The organism is Kribbella sp. NPDC004138 (assembly GCF_053603655.1).
The window spans coordinates 136,875-151,373 of record NZ_JBSGFZ010000002.1 but is presented as its reverse complement, the minus strand read 5'-3'; the positions used below and the strand labels follow the sequence as shown (position 1 = coordinate 151,373).

The 14,499-nt window shown below is 67.7% G+C and carries 15 protein-coding genes; 12 read left to right on the top strand and 3 right to left on the bottom strand.

Annotated features, from left to right (window positions below; translation table 11 throughout):
- Positions 1-322: 322 nt before the first annotated feature.
- From ACWEOO_RS02755 to ACWEOO_RS02730, 6 genes are all read left to right on the top strand, one after another.
- Entirely contained in the window at positions 323-1,189 is an 867-nt protein-coding gene (locus ACWEOO_RS02755; RefSeq protein WP_452141479.1) for a WD40/YVTN/BNR-like repeat-containing protein, read from the top strand.
- Positions 1,190-1,633: 444 nt separating this feature from the next.
- Positions 1,634-2,542, top strand: a complete 909-nt coding sequence (locus tag ACWEOO_RS02750; protein ID WP_452141478.1) for a hypothetical protein — start codon at positions 1,634-1,636, stop codon at positions 2,540-2,542.
- Positions 2,543-2,614: 72 nt separating this feature from the next.
- Positions 2,615-2,824, top strand: a complete 210-nt coding sequence (locus tag ACWEOO_RS02745) for a hypothetical protein (RefSeq protein WP_452141477.1) — start codon at positions 2,615-2,617, stop codon at positions 2,822-2,824.
- Positions 2,825-2,960: 136 nt separating this feature from the next.
- Positions 2,961-3,086, top strand: a complete 126-nt coding sequence (locus tag ACWEOO_RS02740) for a hypothetical protein (RefSeq protein ID WP_452141476.1) — start codon at positions 2,961-2,963, stop codon at positions 3,084-3,086.
- Positions 3,087-3,232: 146 nt separating this feature from the next.
- Positions 3,233-4,459 carry an MFS transporter gene (locus ACWEOO_RS02735; protein WP_452141475.1) on the top strand — a complete coding sequence of 409 codons (1,227 nt, stop codon included), beginning with the start codon at positions 3,233-3,235 and terminating at the stop codon, positions 4,457-4,459.
- Complete coding sequence (locus tag ACWEOO_RS02730) at positions 4,456-4,920, top strand: winged helix-turn-helix transcriptional regulator (protein WP_452141474.1); 465 nt, start codon at positions 4,456-4,458, stop codon at positions 4,918-4,920. Before ACWEOO_RS02735 ends, ACWEOO_RS02730 begins: the two co-directional genes overlap by 4 nt.
- A gap of 28 nt (positions 4,921-4,948) precedes the next feature.
- Here the strand turns inward: ACWEOO_RS02730 and ACWEOO_RS02725 are convergent, their stop codons facing one another.
- Together ACWEOO_RS02725 and ACWEOO_RS02720 are read right to left on the bottom strand one after the other, a co-directional pair.
- Positions 4,949-5,767 (bottom strand): serine hydrolase, encoded by an 819-nt coding sequence (locus tag ACWEOO_RS02725; protein ID WP_452141473.1) that lies wholly within the window; start codon positions 5,765-5,767, stop codon positions 4,949-4,951.
- A 175-nt stretch (positions 5,768-5,942) separates the two neighbouring features.
- The gene (locus ACWEOO_RS02720) at positions 5,943-6,608 is read right to left on the bottom strand and encodes a fasciclin domain-containing protein (protein ID WP_452141472.1); all 666 of its coding nucleotides are present in this window, start codon (positions 6,606-6,608) and stop codon (positions 5,943-5,945) included.
- A gap of 190 nt (positions 6,609-6,798) precedes the next feature.
- Between ACWEOO_RS02720 and ACWEOO_RS02715 the strand changes: the two genes are divergently transcribed.
- Positions 6,799-7,887: a hypothetical protein gene (locus ACWEOO_RS02715; RefSeq protein ID WP_452141471.1), complete on the top strand. Its 1,089-nt coding sequence runs from the start codon at positions 6,799-6,801 to the stop codon at positions 7,885-7,887.
- 49 nt (positions 7,888-7,936) lie between these two features.
- On the opposite strand, the gene ACWEOO_RS02710 is transcribed toward ACWEOO_RS02715, so the two are convergent.
- Positions 7,937-9,358, bottom strand: coding sequence for an ATP-binding protein (locus ACWEOO_RS02710; RefSeq protein ID WP_452141470.1), 1,422 nt, complete (start codon positions 9,356-9,358; stop codon positions 7,937-7,939).
- A 321-nt stretch (positions 9,359-9,679) separates the two neighbouring features.
- Here ACWEOO_RS02710 and ACWEOO_RS02705 point away from each other — a divergent pair, with 321 nt between their 5' ends.
- The 5 genes from ACWEOO_RS02705 (at position 9,680) to ACWEOO_RS02685 (ending at position 14,407) form a co-directional block, all read left to right on the top strand.
- Complete coding sequence (locus ACWEOO_RS02705) at positions 9,680-11,059, top strand: glutamate decarboxylase (protein WP_452141469.1); 1,380 nt, start codon at positions 9,680-9,682, stop codon at positions 11,057-11,059.
- A gap of 28 nt (positions 11,060-11,087) precedes the next feature.
- Entirely contained in the window at positions 11,088-11,915 is an 828-nt protein-coding gene (locus ACWEOO_RS02700) for a hypothetical protein (protein ID WP_452141468.1), read from the top strand.
- A gap of 177 nt (positions 11,916-12,092) precedes the next feature.
- Positions 12,093-13,121, top strand: coding sequence for a thiamine pyrophosphate-dependent dehydrogenase E1 component subunit alpha (locus ACWEOO_RS02695; protein WP_452141467.1), 1,029 nt, complete (start codon positions 12,093-12,095; stop codon positions 13,119-13,121).
- Positions 13,122-13,130: 9 nt separating this feature from the next.
- Positions 13,131-14,177, top strand: a complete 1,047-nt coding sequence (locus ACWEOO_RS02690; RefSeq protein ID WP_452141466.1) for an alpha-ketoacid dehydrogenase subunit beta — start codon at positions 13,131-13,133, stop codon at positions 14,175-14,177.
- A complete protein-coding gene (locus ACWEOO_RS02685) occupies positions 14,174-14,407 on the top strand; it encodes a lipoyl domain-containing protein (RefSeq protein WP_359939017.1) in 234 nt (77 codons plus the stop codon). Before ACWEOO_RS02690 ends, ACWEOO_RS02685 begins: the two co-directional genes overlap by 4 nt.
- Positions 14,408-14,499 lie beyond the last annotated feature (92 nt).

Genomic DNA, 14,499 nt, shown 5'->3' with positions numbered 1-14,499 from the left:
CTGTCGCCAGTTCTTGGTGACGAGCGGGGTAGCCGTCGTCGGGGCCCTGGTGCCATGGTGGGTGATGGGAAGTGGCATATGCCAGGGGGAATTATGGATCAGACAGTCGTAGGCAGATGCGATTCAGGTACTGGGCGCGGAGCCGACCGTGGCTAGGGATCAAGGCGTAGGCCCAATTCCCCGTGTAGCCGGTGAGCCGGCTTGGCGTTTCATGCAGGCCCCAACCGCAAGTAACTTGGTCGGGATCGACGTCGTCAACCGCGAGGTTGTCTGGGCCTGCGGTAGTTACCAACGCCCAGGAGAAGATCCCGGTCCTGGAGCCGTGATCCGCACCATTGACGGCGGGCGGGCCTGGCAGGACGTCACCCCTCCCGGCGGCGAGCATTTGGCCTTTCGTGATCTCGAGGCGTTCGACCACAACAATGCCCTCGCGTTGGCGGTCGGTCCTGGCGAGCTCTCGAAGATCTATCGGACCGCTGACGGCGGCCAAAACTGGGAGCTGGTGTTCGCAAACCCGGCCGACGGCCCGTTCTACGATGGGATCGCGTTCTTTGACCACGACAAAGGGATAGCCGTGAGCGATCCCGATCCCGTTCAGAGCAAGTTCGGTATCTTGACCACTAGCGATGGCGGCCGGAATTGGCACATTGCCCCCAGTAATGGAATGCCTCTGGCGCTGGGCATCGAAGGTGTCTGGGCGACCGGGACCAGTCTGGTCGCCAAAGGGCCTCGGGACGCCTGGTTCGGCACCGTGGCCGAACCAGACAACGCGCGGGTGTTCCACACGCGCGACCGTGGTCATACCTGGTCGGTGGCCAGCACCCCGATACCCGGCTTGCCGGCGAACCGGGGCATTGTCTCACTGGCGTTCTGGGATACCCAGCACGCCTTGGCCCTTGGAGGTGGTTTGCCCGACACCGACCGTCCAAGCGTGGCCGCTGTGACCACGGACGGGGGGACGGCATGGGCACAAGTCGGTTCACCGCACGGCTTCCGCACCAACATGGCCCTGCTGACGAGTGGAGGCGACACCGCCGTTGCCGTTGGCTTCACCGGCAGCGACATCACCACCGACGGCGGGCGTACCTGGCAACTCTTCGATCAAACCGACCTACGCGGCATCGACTGCGCACATGGCAGTTGTTGGGCGGTAGGGATGGGCGGCCGGACCGCCGAGCTAACGCGATGACGAGCGCACCCTACGCCCAGTACTGCCAGCCTCGACCAGGCCAGCTAGTTCAGCGAAGGAATCCGTCCCACTTCAGCTCGAACCGGGAGCTGCCGGGCATGGCGTGCTCGCCGGGCTGTTCGACCGCCGGGGCCGGGTCCAGTCCGACCGGATCGACGAGATCGGGCGTCGGCTTGGCCGCCTTGTGAATGTTGCCAGCAGCAACCGGTAGGTACCACCCCTGGTCTCGCGAGTCCGGTGCTGGACCATCTCATCTCAGCCGGTACCCCGGGTCACTTCGGCGGCGACGAACACTGGGACGACGGCAGGCACACAGCGTTCGTTGCCCGCTACAACCAGACATCGGGCTCTGACTGCCGCAGGCGTGAGGCGGTCAGCGCTGAGCGGACGACGTTGCCCGGGCCGGATCGATCTGCGCATGGTGGAGAGGTGGACACGGACGCGGTGGCGGTGGAGCTGTACGGGTTGGAGCCCGAACTGTTCACCGCCGCGCGGAACCGAGTCGCGGAGACCGCTCGCGACGCCGGCGATGACCAGTCCGCCGCGGTGATCATGGCGCTGCGCAAGCCCACCCTCGCCGCTTGGCTCGCCAACCAGTTGGTGCGCACCGACCCCGACGGGATTCACGCACTGACCGAGCTGGGGGAGGACCTGCGCCAGACCTACCTGTCGGCCGATGCGACGCGGCGCCGTGAACTTACCCGGCTGCGCCATGACCTCGTGAGTAATCTCGTGCGCACAGCGCGAGAACGCGCCGCCGGCGGACGCCGCGTCACCGCACAGACCGCCGAACGGCTGACCGAAACCCTCGACGCCGCGCTGGTCGACCCCGGCGCGGCGCAACTGCTCCGTACCGGGCAACTGACCAGCGCTCTGCGACATGTCGGCTTCGGCGTGGTCGACGAAAACGGCGACCCAGCCCGGCTCGCGCTCGTCCGGCCCCGAGTCGTACGGAGCTCACCGCCTCCCCGAAAGACCCGGCCGGCCACGACCGCCGTACAGCGGCAACCGTCAGCTGCGAAGAGGCGACCGACCGTAGACACGACACTGGCCAGTCGCCGGAAGGCGCAACGCAAACGACTCGACCAGGCCGAGAACGACTACGCAGCAGCGGAGGCTGAACGTGAAAAGGCCGAACGGGTGCTGGACGCGCACCAGCACCGTCTCGCCGACCTCGAAGCCGATCTCGTGCGGTTGAACGAGCAGCTCGAGCAGACCCGGCAGACGCTGCGGGCGGCCCGCAAACAGACTTCCCGTCTGCAATCCGCCTTCAACCAGGCCGCCCGCAACGCCGCCGCGGTGAAGAAACGCCGCGACACCGAGAACCAGCGGCTCGACGCACTCGATCGTTAGCGGCGTCCGCATACGGACCGGACGATGGGGCACCGGGTGAGGGGCATCTGTCCGCGCTGAGAGGAGAAGGCCATGGCCGAGACTCGAGCGAGCCAGAGCAACAGTCGCGAGTGGACCAGCGAGCAGGTTCAGCAGCTGCGTCAACTTGCCGGCGGCAACACTCCGGTCGGCGTGATGAGCATCAAGCTGGGACGCTCTGAAGCCGCTGTCCGATCCAAGGCCCATGCCGAGGGCATTTCCCTGGCCCCCGCGAACCGCCCGCCGTACGGCGAAATGCGCTGACCAGTGCGCGACGTGCGGCTGGTGATCTGGCCACCGGTGGGTGGTGGCGACACCGGAGTATCCCGGTCCGCGACCCGGCGTGGAGCCGCGGCGCCTGAGGACAGGATGTCAGCGGCACTCGGCTAGCTGCCGGATCATGGCGGCGGACGCACGAGCTGTCACCTGGCGGCGAGGCGCGGCGGTCACCGTGCCTGAGAACGCCGCAGCCGCGCTAGGCCTGACCTGGCGCGCGACCGCCGCTGCGCCGTACCGGGTGATGTGACGGGCGGGGCCGCGGCACTTAGGGGACAGTCGAGGGCGCTGCCGGCAGCGCGATGTGGCGGAGGTCACATCTCAGGCTGGATTGCAGGGAGCAATTCAGGTGTTCTGAGTTTCGTCCAGCAACTCAGCATCGGAAGGACTCCCGGTATGACCACCCTCGATCTTCCTGTTGCGGCCGGCTCACGGTCGCGTCGCGTGCTCGGGCGGCGCGGCAGTTTCTGGACTGCCGCGGCGGTCGCAGGGATCAGCCTCTGGACGAGCGCCGCTCCCACCACGTCGTACCCGCTCTACGCCAAGACCTGGCACCTCACCCCGACGGCGACGACGGCGATCTTCGCGGTCTACCCGGTCGTGCTGGTCGCGTTCCTGTTGCTCTTCGGGCAGCTCTCGGACTTCATCGGCCGGCGAGCGACGATGCTGTACGGCGTCGGCGCCATGCTCGTCGGCGTGCTGCTCTTCGCGCTCGCCCCGTCCGTGGCCTGGGTGTACGCGGGCCGAGCATTCATGGGCGCAGGCGTCGGCCTCACGTTGACCCCGGCGACCGCAGCGGCAGTGGAGTTCAGCGCTCGCGGCAAGGCCGACCGGGCCGCTCCGATCACGACGGCGGCGACCGCGGCCGGGCTGGCGCTGGCGACGATCGTCGGGGGCGGACTCATCGAGTACGCGCCCGCTCCGTTGCACCTGGACTTCTGGGTCCTGCTGACCGTCGTCGCGGGCGTGTTCGCCGCGGTCTGGGCGATGCCGCGCCACACAAAGGACGAGGCTCAGGGCCGTTGGCGGCCGCGCGGCGTGACCGTCGCGAAGGGCATCCGGCTGCTGTACCTGGCCGCGGCTCTCGCCGTCACCGCCGCCTACGCGTTCGGCTCGGTCTTCCTGGCCCTCGGCGCCCAGATCGTTCGTGACCTGGTCGGCACCGGCAACATCTTCGTCATCGGCCTGCTGCTCGCGATCTTCTCGGTCGCCACCGGGACGACAGCGATCATCGGCCGCCGCTTCCCCGCGCGTCGTCTGGTCCCAGTGGGTGCCGTACTCACGATCGTCGACCTCGGCCTGCTCGAGGTGGCCGCGACCGCGCACTCGCTCCCGTTCTTCGTCGCCACGACGGCGGTCGGCGGTACGGCGTACGGGCTCCTGTTCTCCGGCGGTCTGGGCCTCATCGGCACCCACGCGCCGGCGCACCACCGTGGCGCGACGGTCTCGGCCGTCTACCTCGTCGCGTACATCCTGCAGGGCGCGGCAGCCCTCGCTCTTGGCGTGGTCGCAACCGCTGCCGGCCTGAGTACTGCGTTGCTCCTCGGAGTGACCGTTATCGGTACGCTGGCCCTCCTGGTCCTGGCGGCTACCTTCGCACTCACCCGCAAGGAGGTTGCATGACAACCCAGCCGAGCTGCTCGATCGCCCGGACACTGGAGTACCTGCGCGACCGCTGGACCTTCCTGATCCTCCGCGAGGCCCACCTCGGCACCACGCGGTTCGCCGACTTCCGCGCCTACCTGGGTATCGCGCCGAACATCCTCACGAACCACCTGAACGACCTGGTGGATTCGGGCCTGCTGGAGAAGCGCGAATACCGCGAGCAGGGGGAGCGAACCCGGTCGTCGTACCACCTGACACCCGCGGGCGAAGACCTCAAGCTCGTCCTCGCCGCCCTCCAGCAATGGGGCGACGTCCACGTGCCGCGCAAACAAGGCCCGACCGTCCTCCGGCACGCGAAGGACTCCGGCGAACTGGTCAACGTCACCTTCACCACCGAGAGCGGTACGCCGGTCGCGACCGAGGACGTGAGCTTCGACCCGGCCCCCGGCCTGCAGTCCAACCGCGCCGGTTGGCGCTGACCTCAACCGACGAGGCGGGCGGCCGGAGTTACCGTACTGCGGTCAGGTCGTGCCGGTTGTTCCAGGCTTCCAGCGCGATCGCAGCGATCAGCTGCTGCGCCGCCGACTCGGCGAGGTCGGACGTTGTGCAGACGACCAGGACGAAGGGCTCCGCGTCCGCGGGCCTGACGATCCCGCCGTCGTGCAGGTGTCGGCCGGCCCAGCCGTTCTTGTGTTCGACACGGGTTCCGCTGGGCAGCAGCGCCGGGATCTCACCGTTCCACTGGTTCGCGGCCAGCAGGTTGCGCAGGTAGCCGTCGTTCTGCTTGCCGACAGCAATGAGCGCGCCGGCGAGTCCAGCTGCGCTGATCAGGTTGGTGATCCCCGCTTCCCGCGCGGTCGCGTCCTCGATACCGCGTTCGATCTTCGAGGCGGGATCGGCCGAGCTTGGAAGCGTGGATTCGATCAGAGCCGAGTGCGCCGCGTCGATGCCGACCAGCTCGAGCACCAGGTTCGTCGCCAAGTTGCTCGAGCGGGTGATCATCTCGGTCGTCAGCCAGGCGAGTGACGCCTCGCGTCCCAGTCTGTCCCAGGTCGAGGGTGCGTCGTCGTCATCGCGGTTCATGCCGAAGCGGCCGCCGACCACGGACGCGAAATCGTTGTGTACGGCGACTGACTGGTCCAAGGCCAGCTCACCGGCATCCACCTTCCGCAACATCGCCATGGCGACCGGCAGTTTCATCGTGCTCGCGGCATAGTGAGGCGCCTCCGCCTCGTGCTCGAAGAGCACGGTGCCGTCCAATCGCCCGAGCCACACCCCGACCTGCCCGCTCCCGTCGACCCGGCCGAGCGTCTCCGCGATTCCCATGGGCCCACCCAATCACAAACCGTGAAGGTCGACCATGCAAGCGGACTCGGGCCCTTCTCGCCGTACTGCCTCCGAGGCCGCCGATGAACCTGTGCGCTCTCGATGCACGCCGCAGACGTGCATCGAGAGCGATCAAACTGCCTGAACGACTTCGGCGCCGGCGAGGCCGGAGAACTCAGATGTCGATCGGGCGGAGGACCAGCCAGATGCCGTGCGCGATCTGGCGGTTGCCCTTGTTGATGTCGAAGGCCCGCGGGTTGATCAGCGGGTTCGCGTCGTTGCGGTCCGCGTCGATCAGCCGGATCAGGCGGCAACGCCGGCTGAGCACGTCCACCTTGATGGTTCCGCCTGGCAGGGCTGTGGCCAGCCTGGCGCCGTCGGAGCGAAGCGCGGTCTTGCTGTTGATCGTCGCACCAGGGATCACGTGGTACAGCAGGACAGCCTCGATGGTGTTGACGCCGAGGAGGCCGGCAAGGCCGCTGAAGAGCTGGCTCTCGGACCGATAGGTCTTCCCGGTCAGATCCTTGGCCAGACGCTGAAAAGCGCGATCGCTGGGCAGGAACGCGGTGAGCGGGACGGTGCCGTCGGCCAGCACCTTCACCGGGCTGTTCGGTTTGGCGGCCAGGACGGCGCCGACAGCCTGCGTCAGCACGTCGTAGTCGTACCAGTTGCGGTCGAAGGTGTCGCCGTCGGACGCCAGAACGCTGGCGAGGCTCTTGGTGCCCAGCCGGGCAGTGGCGCCGGCGGGCGCCGCGGTGGCGATGACGCTGGTCGCAAGCATTCCGATCGTGACCGCTGCCGCGGCCAGGTGCCGGGTCAGCCGTCGTGAGGACTTGGGCATCGGACAACCTTTCGGACGGGGAGCAGCTGCCCTTGGTGCAGCCGCTGTTGTGAGGTACTTCGCGTTCGTCACCCGCTGCGGATGCGACCCGGTACCGAAATCTTGGACCGCTGTCGCGCCTCAGGCGCCGTCGCGCTAAAGTTATGCACAATTTATGCACAACAGGCCGGACCGGTCGAGAGGGTTCGGGATGGACGGTAGTGACGAGCGGGCCGGCGACTCGCAGGACGACCCACCGGACCGACAGGTCGGATGGACCCGCGAAACAGCGGCGCGGTGGGCGCCGGAGTGGCTGGAGGTCCATGCCGCGCGCAGTCGGGCGTTGCTGCTCGATTTCGTCTCACAACGAGCGGAGGACCATCTCACGGCGCCGGGAGCGGCCGTGCTGGACGCGGCCGTCGCGGACGCGATCTCGAAGTCGGACATGGCGACTTCGACTCTCGCGTACCTCGGTTGGCTGTCCACTCGTCCGGAGTCCCAGGAGGCGGCAGCGGCCACTGCCGCACTGGAACTGCTGACGCTGGCCTCGGCCATCCAGCGCGAACTGTCCGATCGGCGGACCGGCGATCCCGGCGTTCAGGTCGAGATGACTCGCTGGGCTCGCTCCAGGGTCGAACGCCCGGGGACCTTCGGGAGATCGGCGACAGTCGTCCTCGGCGATCTGTGCCTGGTCTGGGCCGATCGGATGTTCGAGGAGGCAGGACTGCCGGCATCGCTGATCGATCCCGCCCGCCCGATCTTCGACCAACTGAGGGCAGACCTGGTGCTCGGTCAGCTCCACGACCTCTACTTCTCCGACCTGCAGCCGAGCGTCACCCTCTCCGCCCACCAGATCGACCTCGGGGTGCCGGCGGTCGCCGGACCGCTGCAATTCGGCGCTTCACTGGCCGGCTGCACACCGAGCACCCGCGACGTGCTGCGGCAATGCGGCGTCGCGCTGGGCCAGGCAATGCGGCTCCGGAGCGACCTCGTGCGGCTTCCGGAAGACCTGCGCCGCGGCCGGATGTCCACCACGATCGCCACGGCGTTCGAGTACGCCGATGCCGAGCTCGTACGCCGGATCAGCTGCCTACCAGTCACCCCACTCGTACGCGCCGGCGAACGCGAGCTGTGGGTCCGGCAGTGGAACCACATCCTGGAAACGACGGAAACTGTAGCCAGGATCGAGACTCTGATCGCCGATCGCCTTCAAGAGGTCCGATTCTGTCTAGGCGTGCTGCCAGACCTCCCGGCCCTACCCCGCGCAGCCCTTCACGTCCTGGCCGACCGAGTCGCTTGAAACCCCGCCGCCCACCGCCCTGGACTCGGACAGCTTGTCGCGTGACGCTTCAGCTCCATGCGGCGAGGACGTGATCGGGGGTGAGGTGGGTGATGTCTGGTGCGGTGCAGCCGCTGCGGCTGACTGCGATGAGAGGTGTGTCGTCGGAGGCGCCTGGTAGTTGTGACCTGTGGTGGATGAGGCGTGCGAGGTCGCGGGTGTCGAATGGCTTGTTCTCGAGCCACTTGATCGATCCGACAGTCGTGATCTTCTTGGCGATCGGTGCCCGGTCGGCGCCGACGATGTCGATCTCGGGGTCGTTGGTGCGGGTCCAGTAGCCACCGATCGCGTTGGTGCCCTCGGGGACGGATCCGTCGGTCAAGCGCCACAGGGCGTCGCGGATCACGGGTTCGACAGCTCGGCCCCGCCATGTCGTCCAGCTTGCGCGGATAGTCTCCAGGACACGGTCGCCTCGACCGCGTTCGATCAGCGGTATTGCGGGGTTTATGAAGGAGAGCCAGAAGCGGAGGTATGGGTCGTCGATCCGGTAGCGCGTCTCGCGGCTCGGCCGGGTGGACAGGGGTGTATCGGCGGCGACGATCCGGCGTGCTGTGAGTAAGTCCAGCGAGCGCTTGACCGCGCCTGGATTGAGGTCGCCGGACGCGCGCCCGATCAAAGTGAAGGTGCGCTCGCCGTGGCCGATGGTCGTCAGCACTCGACGCGCCTGGGCTTCGGTGGGAAACTCGGCCGCCAGTGTGCGTTCTCCGCTGACCAGTAGTGCCGAGGTCGGTCGGTGTACTGCTTGCTCCAGGTAGTCCATCGGGCCCGCGCCCAACGGCCACTCCTCGAGAATCAACGGAAGGCCACCACTGATGAGGTAGGCGTCGAGTGCATCGGCTGATGTCAGTTCGAGCATGTTACCGACTTCGGCCGGGTTGAGCGGAGGGACGACCAGTTCGGTGCCGCGTTGGTAGAAGGGCCGGCCGTAGGTGTTCAGCTGCTCCATCATGGCGAGGTCGGAGCCGATCAGGATCAACAGCACCGGGAGCTTGGACAGGGACCGGTCGTAGGCCTTCTGCAGTGCGCCTTCGAAGGTGGGGTCTTCTTGCACGAGGTAGGGCATTTCGTCGATGACAACGATGCTGGGTGTGTCGGTCGGGAGCGCGGTGGTGAGCAGGCCCAGCGCTGCGTCCCACGTCTGCGGAACGGTGAAGTCCGCGTAGCGAGACGCTTCGGGGAGCGACGATGCCGCGACCTCGGCGCTGAAGGCGGCCAGATCTCCCTCCCGGGATCCGCCGACCGCGGTGAAGAAGACGTGCGGGAGTCCGGCGCGTTCGAGAAACTCTTCCACGAGCCGGGATTTGCCGACCCGCCGGCGACCCCGGATGAGGACAACGCGCCCCCGCCGCGTCCCGCGGCCGCGGGTGCTGACGGATCCGAGCAGCTCGTCGAGGAGGCCGAGCTCGGTATGCCGTCCGACGAATCCGTCCACTGTGAAACCTCCAAGATACTTACATGAATGATAGTTTCATTCATGAAAGTTTCGCAAACAAGAGTGATGAAGGCAGGCAGGAGGCCGGTCCTTGAAGTGTTCAGAGTCCTCGTAGACCCCGGCAACCCGCTGGCGTTGAACCGGAGTGGGCGGGCATGCCGCGTTCGTCGTCATTGAGGCGCGGCAGCTCGCCCTCCGCGAAGCGGGTTTCCGTCACCGGCAGGGCCTAGGCGTGTAGTCACCCTGACGGGGTGATGTTCGGTCGGAGCTGAGGTGCTGATGATGGCGCGTCAGCAGGTGGGGCGCGGCAAAGGAGTCGTCGTGGGTGAGACGGAGCGGTCGTACGAGAAGAGCGCCGAGTTGTTCGGCAGCGGTTTTGTGGTCCGGGAGGTGCCGACGCGTGAGTTTCCTTCGTCGGGCCTGACTGCTGTCGACGCGATGCGGCTGGTGGCCGAGGACCTGGCGCTCGAGGGGCTGCCGGCGCGGAACCTCGCCACGTTCGTGACGACCTGGATGGAGCCGGAGGCGCAGAAGCTGATCGCACTCAACCTGCACCGGAACTTCATCGATCACGCTGAGTACCCGCGGACGGCCGAGCTCGAGCAGCGCTGCATCCGGATGCTGGCCGATCTCTTCCACGCCCCCGGCGAGACGACGGGCGCGCGGACGCAGGGCTCGTCCGAGGCGATCATGCTCGGTGCACTGTCGCTGAAGTGGAACTGGCGCCAGCGCCGCCGCGACGCGGGACTGCCGACCGACAACCCGAATCTCGTGTTCGGCGGCGACGTCCACGTGGTCTGGGAGAAGTTCTGCCGGTACTTCGACGTCGAACCGCGGATCGTCCCGCTCCAGCGCGGCAAGTACACGATCGGCCCCGAGGACGTCGAGCCGCACATCGACGAGAACACGATCGGCGTCGCGGCCGTCCTCGGTACGACGTTCACCGGCCACAAGGACGACATCGGCGGCATCAACGACCTGCTCGTCCGGATCAAGAAGGAGCGGCACCTCGACGTACCACTGCACGTGGACGGCGCCAGCGGTGCGTTCGTCTGGCCCTTCCTGTATCCGCACTCCGAGTGGGACTTCCGGCTCGAGCAGGTGCGGTCGATCAACACGTCCGGCCACAAGTTCGGCCTGGTGTACCCGGGCATCGGCTGGCTGATCTTCCGGACCAAGGACGACCTCAACCCCGACCTGGTGTTCAAGGAGAACTACCTCGGCAAGACCGACTCGACGTTCACGCTGAATTTCTCGACCGGGTCGGCGATGGTGGTCGCGCAGTACTACAACTTCGTCCGCTACGGCCGCCCCGGCTACACCTACATCATGGAGAACATGCAGCGGAACGCAGAGGTGCTCGCCGACAAACTCGAGAAGATGGGCGACTTCCGCGTGATCGGGCGTGAGCACGAGCGGCTTCCGCTGGTCGCGTTCAAGCTGACCGAGGGGCATGCGTACGACGAGTTCGACGTCGCCTGGCAGTTGTCCGCCGAGCGCGGCTGGATGGTCCCGGCGTACACGATGCCGCCGGACGCGCAGGACGTGACGATCATGCGGGCTCTGGTCAAGCAGACGCTGAGCCGCGAGCAGGTCGACACCCTGGCGCGGGACATCGAGGAGGCGTGCCGGACGCTCGAGAAGAAGGGCGGGGCGCACGAGTCGGAGCGCAAGAAGATGGTGGTCGGCTCCGGACACTGACCAGGCAGATCGTGACGAGGTCGCGACCGTGACCAGGCTGCCGGTCGACGTGCCGCCGGACGCGACCGATCTGGTGGTCGAAGGCCCGCGCCCGTTCGTCACCCGCGTGCAGTACCGGCGTGCCGACGGCCGCGTGGTGCAGTGGGAGGCACGAGCACGCCGGAAGGCAGCCGGTGCCCGTGGATTCGGTACGACGTGGTGGGCGGGACTGTTGTTCGCCATCGGGTCGGCGTGTTTCGTCGTGGGGCCGATCCCGGAGTACGCGCAGGCCGTGGGGGGACACGGCGACGCGCTCACGTACTTCGTCGGCTCGCTGTTCTTCACGTCCGGCGCCTACCTGTCCTACCTGCAGGTGGTACGGCAGGCCGGCCATCGCTGGTTCGCGTGGGCGCCGCGCAGCCCGGGGTTCTGGGCGTGTGCGATCCAGTTGGTCGGCACGCTCTACTTCAACGTGACCACGTTCGCCGGGCTGTTCGACGTACCGTCCGATCTGGAGAACCGGATCGTCTGGCGGCCGGACGCGATCGGCTCGGTGTGCTTCCTGGTGTCCTCGGCGATCGCGTTCGCGGAGGCTGGGCACCGCTGGTGGTCGTGGCGGCCCGGCCAACGCGACTGGCACATCACCGCCCTCAACCTGTGGGGCTCGGTCTTCTTCGGCCTGTCCGCGATCGGCGCCCATGTCACCTCCGCCGGCGAGTTCTCCAACGTCCAACTCGCCAACGGCGGCACCTTCCTCGGCGCCGTCTGCTTCCTCATCGCCTCCCTGCTGATGATGCCCGAGGGCCGCACCGCGGCCGCGTCGTCCGGTCCCGGTGATGCTGTTCGTGATCGCGAGCCCAAAGACTCAGGCGCATGACGCCTTCCCGCGCTGCCGCTCGCCGCTGCCCACTTCCTGGACGTAGCGGTGGTGACGTGCATAGTCTCGAAAGTGGCCAGTCGGCCTCTCGTGTGATGTCCGCGCTGGCCGTCAGGGAGCCCAGCGATCTGCACGCCGGCACGTGTCCGGCGCGAGACTCATGCACTGGAGGTCGCGATGACGACACACGCTGCACCCTCGACGTCGAGCCCAGAGCCGGGCGGAGGCTTCGTAGACCCCGACGTGCGGGTGAGGCTCTACGAGACCATGGTTCTCTGCCGCACCTACGAGGAGGCGATCCTCCGGGAGTACCACGCCGACAAAGGACCCGGCTTCGACATCGGCAAGGGGCTCGTCCCCGGGGAAATGCATCTGTCCGCGGGGCAGGAGCCGGTAGCCGCCGGCGTGTGCGCCCACCTGACCGAGCAGGACGCGGTCACCGCGACGCACCGCCCGCACCACCTGGCGATCGCGCACGGTATGGACCTGCGGAGGATGACCGCGGAGATCTTCGGCCGGGAGACCGGTCTGGGCCGCGGACGCGGTGGCCATATGCATCTGTTCGATCCCGCTACGCATTTCTCGTGCTCTGGGATCATCGCCGAAGGCTATCCGCCCGCGCTGGGGCAGGCGTTCGCGTTCCAGCGCCGCGGCGGTGGCCAGGTCGCTGTCGCGGTGACCGGTGAGGGTGCCGCCAACCAGGGCGGGTTCCACGAGTCGCTGAACCTGGCGGCCCGCTGGGCGCTGCCCGTGGTGTTCGTGGTCGAGGACAACGACTGGGCCATCTCGGTGCCGCGGTCGGCGTCCACGGCGGTCGGCTCGAACGCCGACCGTGCAGCGGCGTACGGCATCCCGGGCGATCGGGTGGAGGACAACGACGTCGAGGGCGTTTACGACGCCGCCCGGCGCGCGGTCGCCCGAGCCAGGGCGGGGGAAGGGCCTTCGCTGATCGAGGTACACACCCTGCGGCTGTGGGGCCACTTCGAGGGCGACGCCCAGGGATACCGTCCAGAGCTCGCCGACGTGTCGGCGCACGACCCGATCCCGCGCTACGAGCAGACACTCCGTGCGGGCGGCCACCTCGCCGACGCGGCCGTGGCCCGGATCAAGGACGCGGCGAAGGAGCGGGTCGAGGACGCGATCACCTACGCCAAGAACAGCCCCGTGCCCGACCCTGCGTCGGCCACTTCCTACGTGTTCGCCTAGGAGACGACGATGACGATCATCGACACCCCGGCTGCACCGGCGCCCCGGGCAAGCCACCGGCTGACCACGTCCAAGGCGATGGTCGAGGCCATCGCTCAGGAGATGGAGCGCGACCCTTCGGTGTTCTACCTGGGCGAGGACGTCGGCGCGTACGGCGGGATCTTCAGTTCGACCACCGGGCTGCTCGAGCGGTTCGGGCCCCAGCGGGTCATCGACACCCCGATATCGGAGACCGCGTTCATCGGCCTCGGCATCGGCGCGGCGGTCGAGGGTATGCGTCCGATCGTGGAGCTGATGTTCGCCGACTTCATGGGCGTGTGCCTGGACCAGATCTACAACCACATGGCCAAGATCCACTACGAATCCGGCGGCAACGTGAATGTCCCGATGGTGCTGACCACTGCCGTGGGCGGAGGCTATTCCGACGGTGCGCAGCACTCACAGTGCCTCTGGGGCACGTTCGCACACCTGCCGGGCATGAAGGTCGTGGTCCCCAGCACCCCCGCCGACGCGAAGGGTCTGATGACGTCGGCCATCCGTGACGACAACCCCGTGATCTACATGTTCCACAAGGGTGTCATGGGGCTGCCCTGGATGGCGAAGAACGCCCGCTCCACCGACGACGTACCCGAGGGCGACTACACCGTGCCCATCGGCAAGGCGAGGGTCGCCCGCGAGGGCAGCGACGTCACGGTGGTGACCCTGTCCCTGTCGGTGCACCACGCCCTCGACGTCGCTGAGAGCGTTGCCGGTGAAGGCATCGACGTGGAGGTGGTCGACCTCCGCAGCGTGGTGCCGCTGGACCGCGAGGCGATCCTGACGTCGGTGGGCAAGACCGGCCGACTCGTCGTCGTCGATGAGGACTACTGCTCGTTCGGTCTGTCCGGTGAGCTGGTCGCGACAGTCGCCGACCACGACCCCAGGATGCTGCGGGTCCCGGTGCAGCGGGTCGCGGTGCCCGACGTACCCATCCCGTACGCCCACGCACTCGAGTACGCCGTCCTGCCACGCCAGGACAGGATCGAGAAGGCTGTACGCACTGCGGTGGCCGGATGACCGACGTCGTTTTCCCCGCACTGTCGAAGGAAACACCGGACGCGGAGGGAGTCCTGGCTACCTGGTTCGTGAGTGACGGCGCCACCGTCACCGCTGACCAACTGGTTGCGGAGGTCCAGGTCGAGAAGGTCTCGGCAGAGGTGGCGGCACCCGTCGGCGGTGTGGTGCACCTGTTGGTCGCGGAGGAGGCGACCGTGAAGCAGGGGAGCCCGATCGCCCGTATCGAGTGAATCGCGGGCGAGAAGGCCGCGGCGGCGAACCGGCGGTCAGCCGGGGTCGTACGGGGCCTCGGCTGGAGGACCGGAGGGGAGGACCGGAGGGG

Bases quoted from the DNA above. Each gene is read 5' to 3' on its own strand.
- ACWEOO_RS02745 (WP_452141477.1), top strand. From the start codon at position 2,615: ATGGCCGAGACTCGAGCGAGCCAGAGCAACAGTCGCGAGTGGACCAGC.
- ACWEOO_RS02725 (WP_452141473.1), bottom strand. From the start codon at position 5,767: ATGGGAATCGCGGAGACGCTCGGCCGGGTCGACGGGAGCGGGCAGGTC.
- ACWEOO_RS02715 (WP_452141471.1), top strand. From the start codon at position 6,799: ATGGACGGTAGTGACGAGCGGGCCGGCGACTCGCAGGACGACCCACCG.
- ACWEOO_RS02685 (WP_359939017.1), top strand. From the start codon at position 14,174: ATGACCGACGTCGTTTTCCCCGCACTGTCGAAGGAAACACCGGACGCG.
- ACWEOO_RS02740 (WP_452141476.1), top strand. From the start codon at position 2,961: ATGGCGGCGGACGCACGAGCTGTCACCTGGCGGCGAGGCGCGGCGGTC.
- ACWEOO_RS02730 (WP_452141474.1), top strand. From the start codon at position 4,456: ATGACAACCCAGCCGAGCTGCTCGATCGCCCGGACACTGGAGTACCTG.
- ACWEOO_RS02690 (WP_452141466.1), top strand. From the start codon at position 13,131: ATGACGATCATCGACACCCCGGCTGCACCGGCGCCCCGGGCAAGCCAC.
- ACWEOO_RS02695 (WP_452141467.1), top strand. From the start codon at position 12,093: ATGACGACACACGCTGCACCCTCGACGTCGAGCCCAGAGCCGGGCGGA.
- ACWEOO_RS02720 (WP_452141472.1), bottom strand. From the start codon at position 6,608: ATGCCCAAGTCCTCACGACGGCTGACCCGGCACCTGGCCGCGGCAGCG.
- ACWEOO_RS02735 (WP_452141475.1), top strand. From the start codon at position 3,233: ATGACCACCCTCGATCTTCCTGTTGCGGCCGGCTCACGGTCGCGTCGC.